General features: G+C 73.4%; 15 protein-coding genes. 12 read left to right on the top strand and 3 right to left on the bottom strand.

From position 1 onward, the window contains the following. Positions 1-544 precede the first annotated feature (544 nt). From ACIQGV_RS26470 to ACIQGV_RS26460, 3 genes are all read left to right on the top strand, one after another. On the top strand, positions 545-808 hold the full coding sequence (locus ACIQGV_RS26470; RefSeq protein ID WP_003975777.1) for a WhiB family transcriptional regulator: 264 nt from the start codon (positions 545-547) through the stop codon (positions 806-808). A 181-nt stretch (positions 809-989) separates the two neighbouring features. After that, complete coding sequence (locus tag ACIQGV_RS26465) at positions 990-4,661, top strand: glycosyltransferase family 2 protein (RefSeq protein ID WP_402498279.1); 3,672 nt, start codon at positions 990-992, stop codon at positions 4,659-4,661. After that, the gene (locus ACIQGV_RS26460; protein ID WP_402498277.1) at positions 4,658-6,142 is read left to right on the top strand and encodes a DUF5719 family protein; all 1,485 of its coding nucleotides are present in this window, start codon (positions 4,658-4,660) and stop codon (positions 6,140-6,142) included. The genes ACIQGV_RS26465 and ACIQGV_RS26460 overlap by 4 nt, the downstream gene beginning before the upstream one ends. An 82-nt stretch (positions 6,143-6,224) precedes the next feature. Here the strand turns inward: ACIQGV_RS26460 and ACIQGV_RS26455 are convergent, their stop codons facing one another. After that, positions 6,225-6,674 (bottom strand): metallopeptidase family protein, encoded by a 450-nt coding sequence (locus ACIQGV_RS26455; RefSeq protein ID WP_402498699.1) that lies wholly within the window; start codon positions 6,672-6,674, stop codon positions 6,225-6,227. Positions 6,675-6,979: 305 nt separating this feature from the next. On the opposite strand from ACIQGV_RS26455, the gene ACIQGV_RS26450 reads away from it, so the two are divergent. From ACIQGV_RS26450 to ACIQGV_RS26425, 6 genes are all read left to right on the top strand, one after another. Further along, positions 6,980-7,399 carry a DUF3499 domain-containing protein gene (locus ACIQGV_RS26450; RefSeq protein ID WP_402498275.1) on the top strand — a complete coding sequence of 140 codons (420 nt, stop codon included), beginning with the start codon at positions 6,980-6,982 and terminating at the stop codon, positions 7,397-7,399. 162 nt (positions 7,400-7,561) lie between these two features. Continuing rightward, positions 7,562-8,926: a phosphomannomutase/phosphoglucomutase gene (locus ACIQGV_RS26445; RefSeq protein WP_402498273.1), complete on the top strand. Its 1,365-nt coding sequence runs from the start codon at positions 7,562-7,564 to the stop codon at positions 8,924-8,926. Positions 8,927-9,318: 392 nt separating this feature from the next. Beyond that, positions 9,319-9,489, top strand: a complete 171-nt coding sequence (locus ACIQGV_RS26440) for a Trm112 family protein (protein WP_079163527.1) — start codon at positions 9,319-9,321, stop codon at positions 9,487-9,489. Between the two features lie 79 nt (positions 9,490-9,568). Then, positions 9,569-10,696 (top strand): SIS domain-containing protein, encoded by a 1,128-nt coding sequence (locus tag ACIQGV_RS26435; protein ID WP_402498271.1) that lies wholly within the window; start codon positions 9,569-9,571, stop codon positions 10,694-10,696. A gap of 83 nt (positions 10,697-10,779) precedes the next feature. Beyond that, positions 10,780-11,931 carry a mannose-6-phosphate isomerase, class I gene (gene manA, locus ACIQGV_RS26430; protein WP_402498269.1) on the top strand — a complete coding sequence of 384 codons (1,152 nt, stop codon included), beginning with the start codon at positions 10,780-10,782 and terminating at the stop codon, positions 11,929-11,931. 124 nt (positions 11,932-12,055) lie between these two features. Continuing rightward, positions 12,056-13,027, top strand: coding sequence for a cation diffusion facilitator family transporter (locus ACIQGV_RS26425; RefSeq protein ID WP_402498267.1), 972 nt, complete (start codon positions 12,056-12,058; stop codon positions 13,025-13,027). Positions 13,028-13,413: 386 nt separating this feature from the next. Here ACIQGV_RS26425 and lepB read toward each other — a convergent pair whose 3' ends face one another. Further along, positions 13,414-14,076, bottom strand: coding sequence for a signal peptidase I (gene lepB / locus ACIQGV_RS26420; protein WP_402498265.1), 663 nt, complete (start codon positions 14,074-14,076; stop codon positions 13,414-13,416). Positions 14,077-14,409: 333 nt separating this feature from the next. On the opposite strand from lepB, the gene ahcY reads away from it, so the two are divergent. Continuing rightward, a complete protein-coding gene (ahcY, locus tag ACIQGV_RS26415; protein ID WP_402498263.1) occupies positions 14,410-15,867 on the top strand; it encodes an adenosylhomocysteinase in 1,458 nt (485 codons plus the stop codon). Between the two features lie 226 nt (positions 15,868-16,093). Next, positions 16,094-16,717 carry a hypothetical protein gene (locus ACIQGV_RS26410; RefSeq protein WP_402498261.1) on the top strand — a complete coding sequence of 208 codons (624 nt, stop codon included), beginning with the start codon at positions 16,094-16,096 and terminating at the stop codon, positions 16,715-16,717. Between the two features lie 109 nt (positions 16,718-16,826). Here ACIQGV_RS26410 and ACIQGV_RS26405 read toward each other — a convergent pair whose 3' ends face one another. Continuing rightward, positions 16,827-17,816, bottom strand: coding sequence for an RDD family protein (locus ACIQGV_RS26405; protein ID WP_402498258.1), 990 nt, complete (start codon positions 17,814-17,816; stop codon positions 16,827-16,829). 170 nt (positions 17,817-17,986) lie between these two features. Between ACIQGV_RS26405 and ACIQGV_RS26400 the strand changes: the two genes are divergently transcribed. Further along, positions 17,987-18,994, top strand: a complete 1,008-nt coding sequence (locus tag ACIQGV_RS26400; protein ID WP_402498255.1) for a stage II sporulation protein M — start codon at positions 17,987-17,989, stop codon at positions 18,992-18,994. Positions 18,995-19,331 lie beyond the last annotated feature (337 nt).

The raw sequence follows: 19,331 nt of genomic DNA, 5'->3' as shown, positions 1-19,331 counted from the left end.
AGCAACAGCTACGGCGAACGGTGGCAGCACCGAGGGACCCGGCGGTGCGGGTCGAGGTGAGCGCCAAGTTCGCGAGCATGCCCACAAGGACACCGGCTCACACCTCGGCTGTCAACTCGACGCCCGGTATGTGGGACATGTTTCACCTCATCCGGTTCATGTCGCAGGCGAAAGGTTTGTGCAGCCGGGGTCGGGGACACATGGCGCACCACCGGGAGCGTGAGCGTCGTTGTGGATACGTGATCCGACTGTGATCCGGTTCGCTTCGGCACACGTGTCGGAACGAGATCGAACGTCCGGGCGTCCCTCTCCGTACAGACCTGTGCGGGCCGGGGGGCTCCGAGGGCTCTGTCTGCATGTCAAGGTTTATGGCGATTTGAACACTTTCCGCATGGCCTTGGTTCCGCAGAGTGAATAAGGGGCTCAATAGCAGATCTCGGCTTGACTCGCCCGGAGCAGCACACTTGTAATTTCACTCGTGTCGTTCAGCCGGTATCGGTAACGGCTGGATCACGGGGACGCGAAAGACGGACGAGGGGCGCACATGACCGAGCTGGTGCAGCAACTGCTGGTCGACGACGCGGACGAGGAGCTCGGCTGGCAGGAGCGCGCACTGTGCGCCCAGACCGACCCCGAGTCCTTCTTCCCCGAGAAGGGCGGCTCCACCCGCGAGGCCAAGAAGGTCTGCCTCGCCTGCGAGGTCCGCTCCGAGTGCCTCGAGTACGCCCTGGCCAACGACGAGCGCTTCGGCATCTGGGGCGGACTCTCCGAACGCGAACGCCGCCGCCTGAAGAAGGCGGCCGTCTGAGCGCGCGGCACCGGAGCAATCGCACAAACGTCACGAACGGCCCGTCGCATGTGGGTTATCCACAGGCGGCGGGCCGCTGTCATGCCCAGCCGATAGTGTGGTCGCTCGTCCAGAGACGCCTCGCCGCCCCCAGGGAGCACAGGCGTCCACCGCAGTCCACCGAACCGGGGCCCGTACCTCGATGTCCGTGCACAGCCACACGGCAGCCCATGAACACGCTGCCACTCCTGAGTTCCCGCGTCATGTCGTCACCGCGGTGATCGTCTCCCACGACGGTGCCCGCTGGCTGCCCGACGCGCTCGCCGGGCTGCTCGGCCAGGAGCGCCCCGTCCAGTACGCGGTGGCCGCCGACACCGGCAGCGCCGACGACTCCGCGACGCAGGTCACCGACGCCCTCGGCCCCGACCGGGTGCTCCACCTCGCCCGCCGCACCGGCTTCGGCCAGGCCGTCGAGGAGGCCCACCGCACCGCCCCCTGGCTCACGCCGGAGGAGCTGCCGTACCTGAAGCGGCCGAGCGGCTGGGACCCCGTCACCCGCCAGTGGCGCGACGACAACTACGACCTGCCCGAACTCCCCCACGGCGAACCGGTCCAGTGGCTCTGGCTGCTGCACGACGACTGCGCCCCCGAACCCGACGCCCTCGCGCAGCTGCTGCGCGTCGTCGACAACGAACTCGAACTGGGCCGCGACGACGTCGCCGTGGTCGGCCCCAAGCTGCGCGGGTGGTACGACCGCAGGCAGCTGCTGGAGGTCGGCGTCTCCATCGCCCACTCCGGCCGCCGCTGGACCGGCCTGGACCGCCGTGAGCAGGACCAGGGCCAGCACGACCACGTCCGGCCCGTGCTGTCGGTCTCCACCGCCGGCATGCTGGTCCGCCGCGACGTCTTCGAGGAGCTCGGCGGCTTCGACCGGCGCCTGCCCCTGATGCGCGACGACGTGGACCTGTGCTGGCGCGCGACCGCCGCCGGCCACCGCGTCCTCGTCGCCCCCGACGCCGTCGTCCGTCACGCCGAGGCGTCCTCCCGCGAACGCCGCGCCGTCGACTGCGCCGGCCGCACCACCGCCTCCCCGCACCGGGTCGACAAGGCCGGTGCCGTCTACACCCTCCTGGTCAACACCCGCACCGCCGCGCTGCCCTGGGTGCTGCTCCGGCTCGTCCTCGGCACCCTGCTGCGCACCCTCGCCTACCTGGTCGGCAAGGTCCCCGGACAGGCCGTCGACGAGATCCGCGGCCTGCTCGGCGTGCTGCTGCGGCCCGAGCGGATCGCCGCCGGCCGCCGCGGCAGAGGCCGCCCCCAGATCGACAAGGGCGAACTCAGGCAGCTGTTCCCGCCGCCGGGCGCCACCCTCCGCGCCACCGTCGAACAGGTCGCCGGCAATTTCTTCGGCGCCTCCGACTCCGAGTCCGCCTCCGGCGCCGGACGGCACGGCGGCGCGGTGGAGTCCGGACCCGGCGGGGACGACGCCGACTTCCTGGAGATCGAGCAGTTCGCCCGCCTCAAGCGCATCGCCCGCAAGCCGGGCCCCGTGCTGTTCCTGGTGCTGCTGCTCGCCTCGCTGGCCGCCTGCCGCGCCCTGATCGGCGGCGGAGCACTCTTCGGCGGCGCCCTGCTGCCCGCCCCCGCGGGCGCCGGCGACCTGTGGGCGCGCTACCTGGACACCTGGCACCCGGTCGGCGCCGGAGGCACCCCCACCGCCCCGCCGTACCTCGCGATCGTCGCCCTGCTGGCCTCGCTGCTGCTGGGCTCCACCGGCCTCGCCGTCACCGTGCTGCTGGTCGCCTCCGTGCCGCTGGCGGGGATCAGCGCGTACTTCGCCTCCCGCCCCCTGGTGACCTCCCGGCTGCTGCGCGCCTGGGCCGCCGTCGCCTACGCCTTCCTGCCCGCCGTCACCGGCGCCCTCGCCGGCGGCCGGCTCGGCACCGCCGTCCTCGCCGTGCTGCTGCCGCTCCTCGCCCGCGCGGGCATCGCGGCGAGCGGCCTGGCGAACTCCTCCGGCGCCCGCGGCAGCTGGCGTGCCACCTGGGCGTACGCCCTGCTGCTGACCGTCACCACCGCCTTCACCCCGATCGTGTGGCCCGCCGCGCTGGCCCTCGGCATCGGCCTGCTCGTCGTGCGCCGCGGCGAGATCACCGCCTACGGACTGCGCTTCCTCGCCCAGCTCGGCACCCCCCTGCTGGTCCTCGCGCCCTGGTCGCTGACGCTGCTGCCGACCGGCTTCTTCACCGAGGCCGGCCTGGAGTACGGAGCCTCCGCCGCCTCCGCGCTCGACCTGCTCGGCGCGAGCCCCGGCGGGCCCGGCACCGTGGACGGGCTGATGCTCATCGGCGTCGTCCTCGCGGCGCTGGCCGCCCTGCTGCGCACCGAGCGCCGCCCCGCCGTCCTCACCGCCTGGGCGGTCGCGCTGGTCGGCCTGCTCCTCGCGGTGCTGTCCAACCGCTCCGCATGGGCGGGCCCCGCCACCCTGGTCTACGGCCTCGCGCTGCTCGCGGCCGCCGTCCTCGGCGCCGACGGGGCGCGCGCACGCGTGGCCGAGCAGAGCTTCGGCTGGCGCCAGCCGGTCGCCGCGCTGATCGCCTTCGCCTCCGCCGCGGGGCCGCTGCTCGTCGCCGCCGGCTGGATGATCGGCGGCGCCGACGGTCCGCTGGAGCGCCGCGAACCGGTGCAGGTGCCCGAGTTCGTCGCCTACGAGGGCAGCTCCCGCGACCAGCGACGCACCCTCGTCCTGGACAGCGAATCCGCCGCCCACGTCCGCTACACCCTGGTCCGCGGCTCCGGCGCCCGCCTCGGCGACGCCGAACTCACCGCCGCCGCCGGTGCGAACGCCCGCCTGGACCGGACCGTGGCCAACCTGGTCGCCGGCTCCGGCGCCGACCAGGCCAGCCAGCTCGGCGAGTTCGCCGTGCGCTTCGTCCTCGTCCACAAGGGCGCACCCCGCGAGATCACCCGCGTCCTGGACGCCACCCCGGGCCTGACCCGGCTCAGCGAGCAGGACGGCGGCGCCCTGTGGCGGGTGGACCGTGAGGTCGCGCGCGCCACGATCGCCGGGTCCGCCGACGCCGAGCCCCAGCCCGTCGCCGCGGGCCCCGTCGAGATCCACACCGAGATCCCCGCCGGGCCCGGCGGGCGCGTGCTGCGCCTGGCGGACACCGCCTCCACCGGCTGGACCGCCACCCTCGACGGCCGGCCGCTCACCGCGAAGACCCTCGACGGCTGGGCCCAGGGCTTCGAGCTGCCCGCCACGGGCGGCCGTCTGGACGTCACCTACGACGCGCCGTTCGCCCGTACCGCCTGGCTGTGGGCACAGGGGTTCCTCGCCCTCGTCCTCGTCGTCCTGGCCCTGCCCGGCCGCCGCCGCGACGTCGACGACGACCTGCCCGAGGAGACGCCGATCCCGGCCCAGGCCGTCTCCGGCGAGGGTCGCCGGGCCCGCCGTCTGCGCGCCCAGGCCGAGGCCGAGTCCGAGTTCGGGACGGAGTCCGAGTTCGGGACGGAGTCCGAGTTCGGGACGGAGGCCGAGGAGGCCGCCCGTGCCGACGAGTTCGCCGTCCCGCCCCCGCCGCAGGTCCCGGCTGCCGTTCCGCAGCAGGAGTCCTACGACGCCTGGGAGGGCGCGGACCCGTACGCCCGGCAGGCCGAGCAGTACCCGGCCGGTGCCTACGGCGGCGCCTACCAGGCCGATCCCTACCAGGCCCGCCCGTACGACCCGTACGCCTACGGAGGCACCGCGCAGACGCCGCCGTACGACCCGAACCACCCCCAGGGCTACGACCCGGCGCACCAGGACTACCCGGACCACCCGGACCACCCGCACGCCACCGGCAGCGAGCGCCCCGACGGGAGCCAGCAGTGAACCGCACGACCCTGTCCCTGATCGCCGCCGTGGCCGCGGTCGCCGCCGTCACCGGTCTGGGCGCGCTCACCGCCCCCGACGCCTCCGGCACGGACACCGCCAGGGCCGCCGCGTACCTGCCGGTGGAGCGCACCAGCCTGGTGTGCCCCGCGCCCAGCACCTCCGACCTCGCCGAGACGACGTACACGTCGTTCACGCCCGTGACGAAGGGCGCCGACGGCAAGGGCACGGCGGAACTGCTCCCGGCGGACGGCGCCGGGACCGGCAGGAGCACGAAGAAGAAGGCGCCCGAGCCCGTCCTGGAGCCCGGCGAGGCCGGCACCCCGGTCAGCGGCGACAGCTCAGGCGACGGGTCCCCGGCCCTGCTCGGCACCGCCGAGGGCAAGGCCGCGCCGGGCTGGACGGTCCTGCAGACCACCGAGGTCGCCGCGGGCACCGGACGCGGCCTCGCGGGCGTCAACTGCGCCGCCCCGGACACCGAGTTCTGGTTCCCGGGCGCCAGCACCGAGGAGTCCCGCACCGACTACGTCCACCTCACCAACCCCGACGACTCCGCGGCCGAGGTGGACATCGAGCTCTACGGCGAGGACGGCGCGGTCCAGACCGACGCCGCCGAGAGCATCACGGTCAAGCCGCGGTCCACCAAGCCGCTCCGGCTGGACACCCTCACCGACGGCAGGCACGGCGACCTCACCGTGCACGTCAATGTGCGCAGCGGCCGCGTCGGCGCCGACGTGCTGGCCCTGGACGACAAGCTCGGCGGCGACTGGCTGCCCGCCGCGGCCGACCCGGCCGGCTCCCTCGTCGTACCCGGTGTCCCCGAGGACGCCACGTCCGTGCGGCTGGTCGTCTTCACCCCGGGCGGCGCCGACGCCGACCTGAAGGTCCGCCTCGCCTCCCCGTCCGGCCTGATCACCCCCGCCGGCCAGGAGACGCTGCATGTGAAGTCGGGGATGACCGGTGCGGTCGACCTCGGCGAGCTGACCCGTGGCGAGGCCGGTTCGCTGGTCCTGAGCCCGACGAGCCGCGCGGTGCCGGTCGTCGCCGCCGTACGGGTCGTGCGCGGCAAGGGGGACGACCAGGAGACGGCGTTCATCCCCGCCGCCCGCCCGGTCGGCACCCGCGCGAGCGTCCTCGGCAACACCGCCAAGGGCACCACCCTGTCGCTCACCGCGCCCGAGGACGGCGCGAAGGTCGAGATCACCGCCTCGGCCGGCACCGAGGGCGGCACCGCCGCGACGAAGACCGTCACCCTCAAGGCCGGTACCACCCAGAACGTGGAGATCCCGGTGCCGGACGGGCTGAAGGGCACCTACGCGCTCACCGTGGAGCCCGTGTCGGGCGGCCCGGTGTACGCCGCCAGGACCCTCGCCGCGCCGCAGGACGGCGTGCCGGCGTTCACCGTGCAGACCCTGCCGGACGACCGCGGCACGGTCGCCGTACCGCAGGCCGAGCAGGATCTGTCGGTGCTCCAGCGATAGCGGGCGCACGAGCGGGCAGGCGGACGGACGAGCAGGCGGGGCCGGACCGGGCAGAGGTGAGCCCGGGCCGCGGCCCCGGGGATCAGTCCTCGCCGTAGCGCGGGTCCACCGTCTCCGGGGTGAGTCCCAGCAGCTCGGCGACCTGCTCGACGACGATCTCGTGCACCAGGGCGGCGCGCTCGTCGCGCCCCTTGGTGCGGATCTCCACCGGCCGCCGGTAGACCACCACCTGCGCGCGACGTCCGTCGCGTGCCGGAACCGTGTCCCCCAGCGGGACCGGCTCGTCGTGCCACGCCTCCCCGGCCGCGGCCGGCCGCGGCACCTCGAGCACCAGGAAGTCGATGTCGGCGAGCTGCGGCCAGCGCCGTTCCAGGCGCTCCACGGAGTCCTGGACCAGATCCGCGAACAGCTCGGCCCGGCTCGCGGCGAGCGGCACCTGCGGCGGCGCGATCGGGCCGCGCATGCCGCGGCCGTGACGGTCGCGACGGCGGGGCCCGGGGCCGGTGGCACGGGGCGGTACGGGGGTGTCCATCACCGGTGAAGCCTAGTCGCCGCCCGGCCCGGCTGCCCGGTGCCCACACGCCGCCCGGCACGGCATCAGGCCACCTCGCGGACATGCCGCAGGACGACCGTTCCGGCCGAGGTCGGGCTCGATTCCGTATCTCTCCGTATCTCTCCGCGACCGGTGAACCCGGGGCCGAATGGCCGAGTTTGTACCGACTGGTCACAGGGCCGGACGGCGTCCGGCCCACCGGGACGCATACCTGCGCGGCTCGGCAGGGTAGGACAGAAAGGGTTTGTGGGACGTTTTGCAACACGACACGGTGGGGTGACCTGGTGGAGAGTCGTCGCGGCCCGCTCAAGAGTGCGGTACCGTCCAACGTCGTGAGCCCTGTACGTCGCTGTTCGCGCACCGCCTGCGGCCGACCCGCCGTCGCGACGCTGACGTACGTCTACGCCGACTCGACCGCGGTCCTCGGCCCGCTCGCCACCTACGCCGAGCCCCACTGCTACGACCTGTGCGCCGAGCATTCCGAGCGCCTCACCGCCCCGCGCGGCTGGGAGGTCGTCCGGCTCCTCGACGGCTCCGCCCCGGCCCGCCCCAGCGGCGACGACCTGGAGGCGCTCGCCAACGCGGTGCGCGAGGCGGCCCGCCCGCAGGAACGCGCCGCCCGGGCCGGCGGGGCCCGCGCGGCGGACCCCATGGAGGTCGCCCGCCGCGGCCACCTGCGCGTTCTCCGCTCGCCGGACAACTGACCCGGCCCGGCGCCCGCTCGGGCGTCCCGTCGGCCTCCCCGGCCTGAATCCGATCCCTGCCCTGGGTGACGGGCGGGAGTCCGCGCCCCTGGAGCGCACGACGGGGCGCGAGGTGCTGCGGGTAGTTTGAGGTGACCGACAGGACTTTCAGGAGGGTTGGCCGTGGTTGCTGATCTGTCGCAGATCGTGAAGGCGTACGACGTGCGCGGAGTCGTCCCCGACCAGTGGGACGAGTCGCTCGCCGAGCTCTTCGGCGCCGCCTTCGCCCGGGTGACCGGCGCGGACGCGATCGTCGTCGGACACGACATGCGGCCCTCGTCCCCGGGTCTCTCCGGCGCGTTCGCGCGGGGCGCGGCCGCGCTCGGCGTGGACGTGACCGAGATCGGTCTGTGCTCCACGGACCAGCTCTACTACGCCTCCGGGGCGTTCGGCCTGCCCGGAGCGATGTTCACCGCCTCGCACAACCCCGCGCAGTACAACGGCATCAAGATGTGCCGTGCGGGCGCCGCTCCGATCGGCCAGGACACCGGCCTCACCGAGATCCGCGAACTCGTCGAGCTGTGGCGCGAGTCGGGCGCTCCGGCCCCCGCCTCCACCGCGGGAACCGTCACCCGGCGCGAGACGTTGGAGGACTACGCGGCCTTTCTGCGCTCGCTCGTCGACCTGACCTCCGTCCGCCCCCTGAAGGTCGTCGTCGACGCGGGCAACGGCATGGGCGGCCACACCGTGCCCACCGTCCTCGCGGGCCTGCCGCTGGAACTGGTGCCGATGTACTTCGAGCTGGACGGCACCTTCCCCCACCACGAGGCCAACCCGCTGGACCCGGCCAACATCGTCGACCTCCAGCGGCGCGTCCGCGAGGAGGGCGCCGACCTCGGCCTCGCCTTCGACGGCGACGCCGACCGCTGCTTCGTCGTGGACGAGAGCGGCGACCCGGTCTCCCCGTCCGCCGTCACCGCCCTGGTCGCCTCCCGCGAACTGGCGAAGAACGGCGGCACGGGCACGATCATCCACAACCTCATCACCTCCTGGTCCGTCCCCGAGGTCGTGAAGGAGAACGGCGGAACCCCCGTACGCACCCGCGTCGGCCACTCCTTCATCAAGGCGGAGATGGCCCGCTCCGGCGCGATCTTCGGCGGCGAGCACTCCGCGCACTACTACTTCAAGGACTTCTGGAACGCCGACACGGGCATGCTCGCGGCGCTCCACGTCCTCGCCGCCCTCGGCGGCCAGGACGGGCCGCTGTCCGGCCTCGTCGCTCAGTACGACCGCTACGCCGCCTCCGGCGAGATCAACTCCACCGTCGACGACCAGGCCGCGCGCCTCGCCGCGATCCGCTCCGCCTACGAGGGCCGGGAGGGCGTGTCCTTCGACGACCTCGACGGCCTCACCGTCTCCACCGCGGACTGGTGGTTCAACGTCCGCGCCTCCAACACCGAGCCGCTGCTCCGCCTGAACGCCGAGGCCCGGGACGGGGCGACGATGGCCAGGATCCGCGACGAGGCGCTGTCGATCATCCGCGGCTGAGGCCCGGGCACGCACGACCGGGGCCGGCCGGGCGAGACCGTGCATCCGGACGGGCACGCCGGGGGGTGCGGGTACGGCTCTCCCTCGCGCCTCCGGGCACGCCGGGGGGTGCGGGTACGGCTCTCCCTCGCGCCTCCGGGCACGCCGGGGGGTGCGGGTACGGCTCTCCCTCGCGCCTCCGGGCACGCCGGGGGGTGCGGGTACGGCCTTCCCTCGCGCCTCCGGGCACGCCGGGGGTGCGAGTACGCCGGGGGTGCGGGTACAGCACCTCGCACCCGCGGCATCGCCCCGCCGGCACCCGTCCGACCCGCCGTACTCCCGCGCCACCCCCGTCCCGGCGGTACGCTGACCAGGCACCTACGCATACAGCCCCCGCCCCGAAGGGACGCCCCATGCCGCTCGAAGCCGGCCTCCTGGAGATCCTCGCCTGCCCGGCCTGCCACGCCCCCCTGGAGGAGCGGGACGCCGAGCTGATCTGCACCGGCCAGGACTGCGGCCTGGCGTACCCGGTCCGCGACGGCATCCCCGTGCTCCTCGTCGACGAGGCCCGCCGCCCCGCGTAACCCCGTACGCACATCCCGGCCCCCCGCAACAGGCCGCGCAAGCGCTCGCACCGACCCGGCGACCGGAGGCTCTCCGCCCATGCTCGACGAATCGTTGCTCGACACCCCGGACGCCCTCGCGGAGGCCGATCGACGCGCTCTGCTGCGGGGCGCCGCCGAGGCCGGTGCGCGCGTCCGCACCGCGGCCCGGCACGCGGCCGAGGCCGGCGTGGGTGACCTCAAGCCCGACGGCCGCCCCCGCAGCGTCCTCATCGCGGGCCCCGGCGCCGCCGCCATCTGCGTCGCCGACCTCCTCGGCACCCTCGCCGGCGCCGGCAGCCCCGTCACCCGGCTGGCCCCCACCGGTGTCGCCCCCGCGGCCGGCGCCCTGCGCTGGGAACTGCCCGGCTGGGCGGGCTCCGTCGACCTGCTGCTGATCGCCACACCCGACGGCACCGAACCCGGACTGTCGCTCCTCGCCGAACAGGCGTACCGGCGCGGCTGCACCGTCGCCGCCGTCGGCCCGGCCCGCACCCCGCTCAGCGAGGCCCTCACCACCGTGCACGGCCTGTTCGTCCCCATGGCGACCGCCCCGTACGAGCAGGACGAACCCCTCACCGCCTCCGCACCCGGCGTCCTGTGGGCCCTGCTGACCCCGCTGCTCGCCCTGCTGGACCGCATCGGCCTGGTCGCCGCCCCCGGCGACGCCCTGGAGAAGGTCGCCGACCGCCTCGACCACATCGCCGAACGCTGCGGCCCGGCCATCGCGACGTACAGCAACCCCGCCAAGACCCTCGCCGCCGAACTCGCCGACACGCTGCCGGTGGTCTGGACGGAAGGCGTCTCCGCGGGCCCGGCCGGCCGGCGCTTCGCCGCCGCGCTCGCCGAACTCGCCGGCCGCCCGGCCCTCGTCGCCGAACTGCCCGAGGCGCTCGTCGCGCACGGCACCCTGCTGGCCGGGCCCCTCGCCGCCAGCGCCGACCCCGACGACTTCTTCCGCGACCGCGTCGAGGAGCCGCCCGCCCTGCACGCGCGCGTGGTGCTCCTGCGCGACCGCCCCCTCGGCGGCCTGACCGCCGCCCCCGCCGCCCGCGACCTCGCCCTCAGCCACGACACGCCCATCAGCGAGCTGGAACCCGAGTCCGGCGACGAACTGGAGACCCTCGCGGAACTGATCGCCATCACGGATTTCGCCGCCGTTTACCTGGCGCTCGCCTCGGGAGCCTGATGTGACCCGGGAACCCTGACCGTCGTACGCGGCAACGGACCCGCGTCGCACGCGTCGTACGAAGAGAGAACAGGCAGACGCGCATGGACCGCCTCGACAACACCGTCCGCCCCTACGCCTGGGGCTCCACCACCGCGATCCCCGGACTGCTCGGCGTCGAACCGACCGGCGAGCCCCAGGCGGAGATGTGGATGGGCGCCCACCCCGGCGCGCCCTCCCGCACCGCACGCGGCACGCTCACCGAGGTCGTCGACGCGGACCCGGTGCGGGAACTGGGCGAGGCGGCGGTCGCCAGGTTCGGCCCGCGTCTGCCGTTCCTGCTCAAGATCCTCGCCGCCGGAGCGCCGCTCTCCCTCCAGGTCCACCCCGACCTGGAGCAGGCCCGCCGGGGCCACGCCGACGAGGAGCGCCGGGGCGTTCCCGCGGACGCCCCGCACCGCACCTACAAGGACGCCAACCACAAGCCCGAACTGGTCTGCGCGCTCACCGAGTTCGACGGCCTGTGCGGCTTCCGCGACCCGGTGCGCTCCGCCGACCTGCTCGCCGGCCTCGGCGTCGACTCCCTCAAGCCCTACGCCGACCTGCTGCTCGCCCACCCCGAGGACGCCGCCCTGCGCGAGGTCCTCACCGCGATCCTCACCGCCGACCCCGACGAGATGCACCACACGGTCGCCGAGGCCACCGCCGCCTGCGTCCGCCTCGGCGGCGCGTACGCCCCGTACGCCGACCTCGCCCACCACTATCCGGGCGACCCCGGCGTCATCGCCGCCATGCTGCTCAACCACGTCCGTCTCCAGCCCGGAGAGGCCCTCTACCTCGGCGCCGGCATCCCGCACGCCTACCTCAGCGGCCTCGCCGTCGAGATCATGGCCAACTCCGACAACGTCCTGCGCTGCGGTCTGACCCCCAAGCACGTCGACGTCCCCGAACTCCTGCGCATCGTCCGCTTCGAGGCCGCCGACCCCGGCGTGCTGCGCCCGGAGGCGTCCCCGGACGGCGAGGAGCTCTACGAGACGCCGATCGACGAGTTCCGGCTGTCCCGCTACGTCCTCCCGCCCGCCGGCGCCGTCCACGACCTCACCCGCGCCACCGCCCAGATCCTGCTCTGCACCGCCGGCACGGTCCGGGTGGGCGAGCAGCAACTCACCCCCGGCACCTCCGTCTTCGTCCCGGCGGGCGAAAAGACCGATGTGTCCGGTACGGGCACCCTCTTCCGCGCGACCGTCATCGCCTGACCGTGGGTCGGGGAAGACCAGGGGTACCCGTCCCGGAGCGGGCTGCAACAATGGCCCACCGGCAAAGGACGGGCAAAGCCGAGGGCGGCGCCCAGGGTTGCGTACGAAGGGACAACGCGAACACATGAGCGCGTCAGGCGGTACCAAGGCGATCGTGGCGGCACTCGGCGCCAACCTCGCGATCGCGGCATCGAAGTTCGTGGCGTTCGCCTTCAGCGGCTCGTCCTCGATGCTCGCCGAGGGCGTCCACTCGCTCGCCGACTCCGGCAACCAGGCCCTGCTCCTGGTCGGCGGCAAGCGGGCCCAGCGCGAGGCCACTCCGCAGCATCCCTTCGGCTACGGGCGCGAGCGCTACATCTACGCCTTCCTCGTCTCGATCATCCTGTTCTCCGTCGGCGGCATGTTCGCCCTCTACGAGGGCTACGAGAAGATCAAGAACCCGCACGAGATCGAGCACTGGTACTGGCCGGTCGGAGTCCTCGTCTTCGCGATCATCGCCGAGTCCTTCTCCTTCCGCACCGCCATCAAGGAGTCCAACGGACTGCGCGGCGAGCTCTCCTGGAAGCAGTTCGTCCGCCGGGCCAAGGCCCCCGAGCTGCCCGTCGTCCTCCTGGAGGACCTGGGCGCACTGGTCGGCCTGGTCCTCGCCCTGGGCGGCGTCGGCCTCGCCCTGCTCACCGGTGACGGCGTCTGGGACGGCATCGGCACCGTCTGCATCGGCGTCCTGCTCGTCCTGATCGCCGTCGTCCTGGCCATCGAGACCAAGTCCCTGCTGCTCGGCGAGTCCGCCGGCATCGAGGAGGTCCAGCGGATCGAGGCCGCCGTCGTCGACGGCGACACCGTCACCGGCCTCATCCACATGCGCACCCTGCACCTCGGCCCCGAGGAGCTCCTGGTCGCCGCCAAGGTCGCGGTACGGCACGACGGCACCGCCACCGAGATCGCCCGGGCCATCGACGCCGCCGAGGCCCGCATCCGCGAGGCCGTCCCGATCGCCCGTGTCATCTACCTCGAACCCGACATCTTCAGCGCGTCCGAGGCCGCCAAGGGCCCCGACCGGGAGGCCACCCCGGGCGGCCCGGCCGTCGGCCACTGACCACCGGATCCCCGCACCGCACCCCACGGGCCCGCCGATCTCCCGGCGGGCCCGCCGTGTCTCTCCAGGTCTCTCCGGCCCCGTGCTCCGCCGCAGCGCGGCGGCTGACCGCCCCGGGCGGTCCGGTCCCCACCGGCCACGGACCACACGCCGCCGAGCACCGCCCGCAAGGCCACCGACCGGCTCGGCGGGCCGGACGAGCTCCCTCCGGTTCCCTCGATCCGCAGCGGGGCCGATCCGGCACGGGGCAGCCGCCCCCCGGCAGGCGGCCACCCCTCCTCGGACCCGACGCCTGCGGTGCGGCCGAGCCGCCGAGGAGCCGCGCGGACACCAGGACCCGGTCCCGGCCGCACCGCGCCTCGCCTCCACGAGCCTGCCGCGCCCTCTCAGGCCCCCGGCGGCCACGACGGCGTCGGCACCCCGCCCCGCCGCCGCGCCGCCCTGCCGGCGACGCCCAGCCCCAGACCGGCGAGGGCGAGGACGCACCCGACCGACCCGAGCACCGCCGGCCCCGCCGGAACCGTCCACCCGTCCGGCACACGCCCCTGCACGGCCCCGGCCGGCACCGGCCCGTACGACCGCGAGTCCCTGGAGTTCGCCCGGTGGTCGCCGAGCACGAACAGCCGGCCCTCCGGCACCTTCACGTCGTACGGCTGGTTCAGGACACCGCCCGCGGCACCGTCCACGACCCCGTCCGCCACGTACGGCTCCTCCAGCGGCCGCCCGTTGACCAGCAGCCGCGCCCCGGCCCCGCTGCCCTCACAGCACACGACCCGGTCGCCGCCCACCCCGACGACCCGCTTGATCACCGGCAGGCCCCGCGTCTGCGGCACGGAGACCAGCACGACGTCACCCCGGCCGACCTCGGACCCGTCGACCACCTCCATGATCACTGTGTCCCCCTGCCGGTACGTCGGCCTCATCGAGTCACCGCCGACCGTGCTCGTCCGGTGACCGGTCCACGCCGCCCAGAAGCAGCCGGCCGCCACCCCGAGTCCCAGCACCCCGATCAGCCACCCCGCCGCCGACAGCCTGCGCGCCGATGTCATGAACTCGCCCCTTCGTGCCGCCCGTTCGGCCGCAGACAGTAGCGCCCGCCCGGTGACACCTCCGCCCGCGGCCCCCGCATGATCGGCTCGATGTGTTCGAAGGCGGACTGGGGACGGCCGGGCCCAGCGGTGTAGCTTGGGATGGAGCCAGACGTCGCTGCTGATGGCGGTCGGGCGGTCCCCTGGCGGACCGACCGAGGGAGAGAGGGCCTCCGACGGACTGCGCTGCGCGCACGCGGGCATGCCTGTGTCCTCTTTCGGGCACCCCTGTGTCCGCCGCCGCGCAGACCAGCCGTACCCACACCTCGCCCCAACCCCGAGGAGCAGCTCGCAATGACGACTGTCGACAACCGACAGGACTTCAAGGTCGCCGACCTCTCCCTGGCCGAGTTCGGCCGTAAGGAGATCACCCTCGCCGAGCACGAGATGCCCGGCCTGATGGCGATCCGCAAGGAGTACGCCGCCGCACAGCCCCTCGCGGGCGCCCGTGTCACCGGCTCCCTGCACATGACCGTGCAGACCGCCGTCCTGATCGAGACCCTGGTCGCCCTGGGCGCCGAGGTCCGCTGGGCCTCCTGCAACATCTTCTCCACCCAGGACCACGCGGCCGCCGCCGTCGCCGTCGGCCCGAACGGCACTCCGGACAACCCCCAGGGCGTCCCGGTCTTCGCCTGGAAGGGCGAGACCCTGGAGGAGTACTGGTGGTGCACGGAGCAGGCGCTGACCTGGCCGAACACCCCCACCGGCGGCCCGAACATGATCCTGGACGACGGTGGCGACGCCACCCTCCTCGTCCACAAGGGCGTCGAGTACGAGAAGGACGGCCAGGTCCCCTCGCCCGACACCGCCGAGTCCGACGAGCACCGCGTCATCCTGGAGCTCCTCAACCGCACGGTGGCCGAGACCCCGCAGAAGTGGACCCAGCTGGCGTCCGAGATCCGCGGTGTCACCGAGGAGACCACGACCGGTGTGCACCGTCTGTACGAGATGCACCGTGACGGTTCGCTGCTGTTCCCGGCGATCAACGTCAACGACGCCGTCACCAAGTCGAAGTTCGACAACAAGTACGGCTGCCGTCACTCCCTGATCGACGGGATCAACCGTGCCACCGACACCCTGATCGGCGGCAAGACCGCGGTCGTCCTCGGTTACGGCGATGTCGGCAAGGGCTGTGCGGAGTCGCTGCGGGGCCAGGGCGCCCGGGTGATCGTCACCGAGATCGACCCGATCTGCGCGCTCCAGGCGGCGATGGACGGCTACCAGGTCACGACCCTGGACGAGGTCGTGGAGACGGCCGACATCTTCATCACCACGACCGGCAACAAGGACATCGTCATGGCCGCCGACATGGCCAGGATGAAGCACCAGGCCATCGTCGGGAACATCGGCCACTTCGACAACGAGATCGACATGGCCGGCCTCGCCCGGGTCCCGGGCATCGTCAAGGACGAGGTCAAGCCGCAGGTCCACACCTGGACCTTCGCGGACGGCAAGGTGATCATCGTGCTGTCCGAGGGCCGTCTGCTGAACCTGGGCAACGCCACCGGCCACCCGTCGTTCGTGATGTCCAACTCCTTCGCGGACCAGACGCTGGCCCAGATCGAGCTGTTCACCAAGCAGGCCGAGTACCCGACCGGTGTGTACACGCTGCCCAAGCACCTGGACGAGAAGGTCGCCCGGCTCCACCTGGACGCGCTGGGCGTCAAGCTCACCACCCTGCGTCCGGAGCAGGCCGCCTACATCGGTGTCGAGGTCGACGGCCCGTACAAGCCGGACCACTACCGCTACTGAGCCGAGGCTGCCGGTACCGGCACCCGGCCAGGGTCGCCGGTACCGCCGTACCGGATCCTCAGAGGCAGGCCCCCGCACCCCCGTGCCGGGGGCCTGCCCCTTCGGCCGGCCCGAGCGGCCTGCCGCAGACACCGCCGGCTCGGCCGGCGGCCTCGAGACAGGGCCCCGGCCGGAGCCCGTCAGAATTGCGGAGACCGAGCCCAAGCCGTCAGAACCCAGGACCCCCATGCCCCGCGGCCGCTATTCGCTCCACGATCCGCACGATCACACCCCCCTCGCGCTCGAACACTTCCACTGCGCCCCCGGCCCCTCCGGCTGGCGCTACGTCTCCCAGCTGACCACTCCGGCGGGAGACCCCCACGGCTCCGTCGACCTCGCCCTGGACGAGCTGGGCCGCCCCCTCCGCCTGGAACTCCACGCGGGCGGCTGGCAGGTGCGTGGCGCCGCCCTCGACGGCGTCACCTGGGTCCGCACGGACCCCACCGGCACCCATGCCGCGGAAGGCAATGTGCGCGCCCACGCCTTCACCGGCACGTCCCCCGCGTTCCTCGTCGCCACAGCCCGTCTCCTGCGCCTCACCCCCTCCGGACAGGCGACCCGCGTACGCCTGGTCGCGTTCACGGACCCGGTCCTCGCCCCCCGCACCCTGGATCAGTCCTGGGCCTTGGTGAAGAGCGAAGCACACGCCACTGACAACGGCCCCCTGACCGTGGACGAATACCAGGTCACAGCCCTGGACACGGGAGAACAGCACGCCGTCCACATCGCCGGGGACGTGGTCCTGGCGGCCCCCGGCATCGAGCTGGAGGACCTCGACACGCCGCCGTCGCAGTTCGCGGACCGGGACTGAGCGGGCCGGGACTGGGACTGAGCGGGCCGGGACCGACCCGACCGGGACCGACCCGACCGGGACCGACCCGACCGACCTCCGGCGGGCGGCCGTCCGGACACGGCCCGGATCACGCGGGAGGCGCAAAACCCCCGGTGGGCCGCTCGCCCGACGGCCGCTCGGCCTCCGGAACCGCGGGAGCGGCCTGCGCAGCCGGCACGGACGGGACGTAGGCCCCGCCCCCGTCACCCTGCGCCGACGCCGCGGCCCCGTACGGACCGGGCGCTCCGGACACCCCGGGAGACACGCCGGGCACTCCGGGACCCCAGGGGGCTTCCGCTGTCCCGGTCCCCTGCCCGCCGGCGGCCGTGCCCCGGCCGAAGGCCCGCTGGGCCTCCCGGGTCTGCCGCTCCTGCAGCACCGCGGCCAGAAAGGCGCCCGGCGGAACGCCCGGCGGAACCGGCGCCCCCGTCCGTGCCGCGAGGTCCGCGGCGAGCCGCCCCGCCATAGCCGCCCCGATCTGCGGGTCGAGCTGCCGCATCCGCGTCAGGTACTGCCGGATCGCCAGCCACAGCCCGTCGGGCACCGCGGACAGGTCGAGCGACGAGAAGCGCCCCGACAGCCAGGGCGGGGGCGGCGGCACATACCCGCTCGGCGCGACAGGCACCCGTTCCCGGACCACGAGCGTCCCGGCGAAGACATCACCGAGACGCCTGCCGCGCGCCGACATCAGCGAGGCGACACAGGCCACCACCCCGAGCGTCAGCAGAATCTCGACGACACCCACCGCACCGCGCACCAGCGCGTGCCGGAACCGGATCGGCCCGCCGTCGTCCCGCACCACCCGCAGACCGCACGCCGTCTTCCCGAGCGAACGGCCGTGGCTGAGCGTCTCGACCGCGATCGGCGCGCCCACCAGCACGAGGACGAAGGACGCGATCGACACCGCCATCTGTGCCGCGTCGTCCAGCGACGCCGTGGCTATCGCCAGGCCGATCGACACGGTCGTATAGACGACCCCGGCCACGACCAGGTCGAGCAACACGGCCAGCGCCCTGCTCGGCAGCTTCGCCGGGCGCAGCTCCAACGCCACAGCCTCACCCGTCACCAGCTCACTCACGCCCGCCGCCCTTCCCCGACCTGCCCCGAGATCCGCCAGTCTGCCAAGCTGAGGACGCATCGCGTCGCAGTACGACAAGCTGACATCCATGACGAGCCCGCCGAAGGCGAGCACAGTCGAGCGACGAGAAGCGCCGACAGGCGACGACCAGCCGAGGAGCAGGCACACCGATGGACCTCGACGTCTTCGTCTCCGCCCATCGGGCGGAGTGGGACCGCCTCGACGCCCTGCTCCGGCGCCGCCGCAGCCTCTCCGGCGCCGAGGTCGACGAACTCGTCGCCCTCTACCAGCGCACCGCCACCCATCTGTCCCTGATCCGGTCCAGCGCACCCGACCCGCAGCTCACCGGCAGACTCAGCCAACTCGTCGCACGCGCGCGCAGTGCCGTCACAGGGACCCGCCGCGCCTCATGGCGCGACGTCACGGACTTCCTCGTGCACGGCTTCCCGGCCGCCGTCTACCGCTCGCGGCACTGGTGGGTACCCACCGCGCTGCTGTCCACCCTCGTCGCGGCCCTCCTGGGCTGGTGGATCGGCACCCACCCCGAGGTACAGGCGTCCATCGGAGCCCCCGGCGAGCTCCGCCAGATGACCCGCCCCGGCGGCGAGTACGAGACCTACTACTCCAGCCACCCGGCGACGTCCTTCGCCGCGCAGGTCTGGACGAACAACGCCCAGGCCGCCGCCATGTGTCTGGTCCTGGGCATCTTCCTGGGTCTGCCGGTCCTGTGGATCCTCTTCCTCAACATGCTCAACCTCGGCGTCGGTATCGGCCTGATGTCGTCCGCCGGGCGCCTCGACACCTTCCTCGGCCTCGTTCTCCCGCACGGCCTGCTCGAACTGACCGCGGTCTTCGTCGCCGCCGGCACCGGGCTCCGTCTCGGCTGGACTCTCGTCGACCCCGGCCCCCGCACCCGCCGCACCGCCCTCGCGGAGGAAGGACGCGCGGCCGTGGGCATGGCGATCGGCCTGGCTCTGGTCCTCTTCGTCTCCGGCGCCATCGAAGGCTTCGTCACCCCCTCCGGCCTGCCCACCTGGGCACGCATCGCGATCGGCATCGCCGCCGAGCTGGCTTTCCTCCTGTACGTCTACGTCCTCGGCGGCCGGGCCGCCCGCGAGGGCGCCACCGGCGATGTCGCCGACACCGAACGAAGCGCCACCGTGCCGACCGCCGCCTGATGTGCGGAACGGCCCCGTGAGCTGCTAGTGTCCTCTTCGTCCCGCCAGAACCGTTGACACGGAGCAGGCGGGGAGGTAGATTCGAACAGTTGCCTGGAACTGGACATGGTCCGGTCGGCGGCAGGTTAGTATCTACCTGCTTCTTGAAACATCGATCTCATCGATATCAATGAAGCCACCCCGATGAATTCGGAAAAGGATGGCCGGTCAGACCGGCTCGAAACTTCTGATAAAGTCGGGACCGCCGGAAAGGGAAACGCGGGAGCGGGACCCTGGAAAGCACCGAGGAAATCGGGCCGGGAAACGGTCTGATAGAGTCGGAGACGCAAGACCGAAG

It is taken from the genome of Streptomyces sp. NPDC093094 (assembly GCF_044754345.1).
Classification (GTDB): Bacteria; Actinomycetota; Actinomycetes; order Streptomycetales; family Streptomycetaceae; genus Streptomyces.
This window is presented reverse-complemented; position numbering and strand designations above follow the sequence as displayed.

Excerpts from the sequence above, each read along its gene's own strand:
- ACIQGV_RS26440 (WP_079163527.1), top strand. The coding sequence starts at position 9,319 with ATGCCGCTCGAAGCCGGCCTCCTGGAGATCCTCGCCTGCCCGGCCTGC.
- ACIQGV_RS26465 (WP_402498279.1), top strand. The coding sequence starts at position 990 with ATGTCCGTGCACAGCCACACGGCAGCCCATGAACACGCTGCCACTCCT.
- ACIQGV_RS26470 (WP_003975777.1), top strand. The coding sequence starts at position 545 with ATGACCGAGCTGGTGCAGCAACTGCTGGTCGACGACGCGGACGAGGAG.
- ACIQGV_RS26410 (WP_402498261.1), top strand. The coding sequence starts at position 16,094 with ATGCCCCGCGGCCGCTATTCGCTCCACGATCCGCACGATCACACCCCC.
- ACIQGV_RS26435 (WP_402498271.1), top strand. The coding sequence starts at position 9,569 with ATGCTCGACGAATCGTTGCTCGACACCCCGGACGCCCTCGCGGAGGCC.
- ACIQGV_RS26400 (WP_402498255.1), top strand. The coding sequence starts at position 17,987 with ATGGACCTCGACGTCTTCGTCTCCGCCCATCGGGCGGAGTGGGACCGC.
- ahcY (WP_402498263.1), top strand. The coding sequence starts at position 14,410 with ATGACGACTGTCGACAACCGACAGGACTTCAAGGTCGCCGACCTCTCC.
- ACIQGV_RS26425 (WP_402498267.1), top strand. The coding sequence starts at position 12,056 with ATGAGCGCGTCAGGCGGTACCAAGGCGATCGTGGCGGCACTCGGCGCC.
- manA (WP_402498269.1), top strand. The coding sequence starts at position 10,780 with ATGGACCGCCTCGACAACACCGTCCGCCCCTACGCCTGGGGCTCCACC.
- ACIQGV_RS26455 (WP_402498699.1), bottom strand. The coding sequence starts at position 6,674 with ATGGACACCCCCGTACCGCCCCGTGCCACCGGCCCCGGGCCCCGCCGT.
- lepB (WP_402498265.1), bottom strand. The coding sequence starts at position 14,076 with ATGACATCGGCGCGCAGGCTGTCGGCGGCGGGGTGGCTGATCGGGGTG.